Below are 3,641 nucleotides of genomic sequence, written 5' to 3'. Positions count from 1 at the left end.
TGAACGCCGCCTTCGCAAGGCGGAGGCCGCGGGTTCAAATCCCGCCCGGTCCACAAAACCTTCTTTCGAGAAAGAAATTTTACTGATAAAGTTTCTGTCTTGAATTGTCGAATAAGCATTTTCATGTTGCAATAGGTTTTTATGCACTTTGTGGTAATTGTAGTCTGTTGCCTATGTTATTGTAGCTACAAGAAAATATGCAAATCCATTGATTGTTTCACAGTGGGCGGTTAAATGATTAGAAAAATCGGGTTTGACACAAAAAAATACTTGAAGGCTCAGGTAAAAAAGATACTTGACCGTGTTTCGCTTTTCGACAAACTCTATCTAGAATTCGGCGGTAAATTGTGTTATGACTATCACGCTTCACGTGTGCTCCCAGGCTTTGGTGTCGACACAAAACTACAGATGCTTCGGCGACTGAAAGAAAAAAGTGAAATAATACATTGCGTCAGTGCGAAAGATATTGAAGGAAGAAAAATTAGACGAGACTTTGGATTAGCATATGATGACCAAACACTCAAAGACATAAATGACCTTCGCGAGGTGGGTTTAGACGTCTCTGCCGTGGTGATAAATCGTTTCAACAATGAATTGACAGCGAAAAAATTCAAGCAAAAACTTCATAATAGGAGAATACGTGTTTTCACACATTACGAGATGCCAAACTACCTTAAAGATTTGGATTTTGTTGTAAGTGATAAAGGATACGGCAAACAAGAGTACGTGGATACTGAGAAAAAGATTGTAGTTGTCACTGCACCTGGACCAGGTAGCGGTAAATTCTCATTCTGCATGGCGCAAGTTTATAACGATAGAAGACAAGGTGTCAAGTCCGGTTTTGCAAAATTTGAGACGTTTCCAGTCTGGAATCTAAGCCTTAACCATCCTGTAAATATTGCGTACGAGGCAGCAACCGCGGATATAGGAGATTATAACCTCGTAGATCCATTCCACAAAAAAGCATATGGAATAACAGCAATCAACTATTCTAGAGATGTAGAAAATTTTGCGATAATGAAGAAAATAATTGATAAGGTAGTCGATAAAGACAGCCCAATGGCGAAATATAAATCGCCAACTGACATGGGTGTCAACATGGTTAAAGAAGGAATAATCGATGATAACGTAGTACGTAAAGCAAGTAAAGAAGAAATCGTAAGACGCTACTTCAGGTATCACAGAGAATTTGTAGAGGGTAACACTCTCTACGATACGCTTGAGAGAATGAAAAAGATTGTGGAAAAGGTGGGCGTTGACCCTAGAGATCGTTCTGTTGTCCTGCCAGCAAGAGAAGCAGCGGAAGATGCTAAAAAGAGAAAAGATGAAAGAAAAGGATATACAGGTGTGTTCTGTGGCGCAGCAATTGAAATCCCCTTGGATTCCGGCGAAGCTGTAATTGTAACAGGCAAGAATTCGCCACTACTCTATGCTGAATCAGCGGCGATTCTAAACGCAATAAAGATCATTGCAAAAATACCGGATGAAGTCGACGTGATATCTCCAAACGTCATCCAGAGCATTATACAACTAAAGAACCTAATGAGGCTAAGCAGCACATCATTGGATGTAAAAGAAATACTCAACGCACTGGCTGCAAGCGCAGTATCGGACGAGAAAGCACGCAAATGCATAGATGCACTGGATAAATTGAAAGATTGCGAGATGCACACTACCCATCTTATAAACGAAGGCAACGAGAAGACGCTGAATCAGATAGGCTTAAACTTAACGACAGATGCCAGACTACCGTTTCCTGATGAAACTTTTGCTCCTAATTATTTTATTTGAAAACCGTAAAACTAAAGATTTGTTTCGCGCACTTTTTGGTCAATGATACTGCAGAGTTTTTCAGGGTTATTCGAAGAGAAAACGAAAGATCTTCCTTTTCGCTGGATTATTTCAACCGCGTCGCCGAATGATGTTGTGTAAGCCCAAGAGCGATCAGTAAAGCAATATCTAACGCCTACTCCTCCATATTTCCAAAAAGGGGTTTTGGTGTGTTTACAAGAGACTATATTTGATATTGGAATATGTTTGTGATTGAAAAAGCCGTAATTGATTGAAAGTTCCTTGTTGGTCACTTGTATCTGAATACCTCGATAATTCCAAAATAGAATCAACACGATCGCTAAAACAGACACTAAGACAACAATTAAAAGGGGATTTTGAATTGCAACGCCAACCGCGATTACTATCAACAAAACGCATGAGACAAGTGAAGAAAGAAATCCGACTAGTGTTTTCACTAACGTTCCCGCTGGAACCCACTCAGAATATATTATGTTCTGCATATCAGCCCCAACCATGATACGATGAGCTGGTCTAAATTAATCTTTTCAGGTATATGACCCATCAATAGACATTAGGAATAAGTTACATTTTTAGGGGGGGGGAACTGCTAAGTTTATCTTGGAAGATAAATAATGCCGATAATCAGCGAGTATAACTCCTGATGCGAGGGATTCTAAACCTTTTGTCCTCAGTAGCTCTTATTTCAATTTTTGTTTGCTCTTTCGAATGTTAGTACACATCTGACAAATGGAGTAATATCCTTCTGGATCAGGTTCAACACCTTTTGTTCTTGCCCAATCTATCAATCCTTTCATGCCATTTTCGATAATTGCTTTCATCTCTGGAATCTTAAATGGATCGTAGCTCTCTATGAGGTCAACAATGTCCGTTTTTGAGGCGTTTCCAATGTAAAAATCGTTGCATACAGCGATTCTTCCGTCTGGTTCGACGCATACACATTTGATGGAGTCAAGGGGTTCTGTATAAGGTATGTCACCGCACTTGCCAGCGGGTATCTTTTTTCTCGGAGGCAAGAATTCCTTTAAATTAACTAGAGCTAATCCCTCTGGTTCCATCATATTACCTCCTGAATTCCTTATAGGTAAGTCTTCAAGTTCTTTCAGAATGAACTTGGTCTTTCGATTATACCGGTTATCGTCATCTTCTGAGATTACCCAGCAAGGATCCCATGATACATCTTCAATGCGTGCCTGTAGACATGCTTCAGCAGTCTTTCTGATAATATCAAGAGGAACATGTTCCTGATGAAAAGCATCAACAGAAATAATAATGCTGTTCACGCCAGATTCTGCCAAATTTTTGGCTATCTCCTTAATCCTTCCGGAATTATTTGACCAATAACCATTTGTAATTACTTCCCTGAGAGGAATTCCTACACTCGCAGCTTCTTTATGAATAACGCATACGATTTCCGGAAACAACAGAGGTTCCCCTCCAAAAGTCATTATCGATTCAAGCTTGTATTTCCTACCAACTTTTCTAACGATTTCTAAAGCCAAGGACTTATCGATGTGTGCGGGGAATGCTCCTTCACTATGAATAGAATAGCAGTGTCTACATCTTGCATTACATAAATACGTAACGGCAAATTCTATTCGTTTCACAGTCAAATATTTATTCATGATTTTTCCCCCCTCAGATTTTTTGCCTGACACCAGCACAACAGTGAAGATTCTATTTGAATAGTTTGACAGCACTGCTTGCGATAATTGCTAATCCTATGGAGATTATAAGTCCGGCGAGAAAACCGAACCAGCGTGTGGGTTCGTTTACCAACATGTTTAGGAAGAAGCTTGTGCTGAACCAGAAGGTTATATTGGAAATGG

Annotated in this window: 2 protein-coding genes; one reads left to right on the top strand and one right to left on the bottom strand. The window is 39.8% G+C overall.

The window, feature by feature from the left end; genetic code table 11:
• Positions 1–234: 234 nt before the first annotated feature.
• The gene (locus tag IBX40_11990) at positions 235–1,791 is read left to right on the top strand and encodes a DUF1846 family protein (protein ID MBE0525032.1); all 1,557 of its coding nucleotides are present in this window, start codon (positions 235–237) and stop codon (positions 1,789–1,791) included.
• Between the two features lie 701 nt (positions 1,792–2,492).
• Here IBX40_11990 and IBX40_11985 read toward each other — a convergent pair.
• Positions 2,493–3,437 carry a radical SAM protein gene (locus IBX40_11985; GenBank protein ID MBE0525031.1) on the bottom strand — a complete coding sequence of 315 codons (945 nt, stop codon included), beginning with the start codon at positions 3,435–3,437 and terminating at the stop codon, positions 2,493–2,495.
• Positions 3,438–3,641: the final 204 nt, after the last annotated feature.

The organism is Methanosarcinales archaeon, assembly GCA_014859725.1.
GTDB lineage: Archaea > Halobacteriota > Methanosarcinia > Methanosarcinales > Methanocomedenaceae > Kmv04.
Note: the sequence above shows the minus strand (reverse complement) of the source record. Positions and strands in the feature narration are given on the sequence as shown.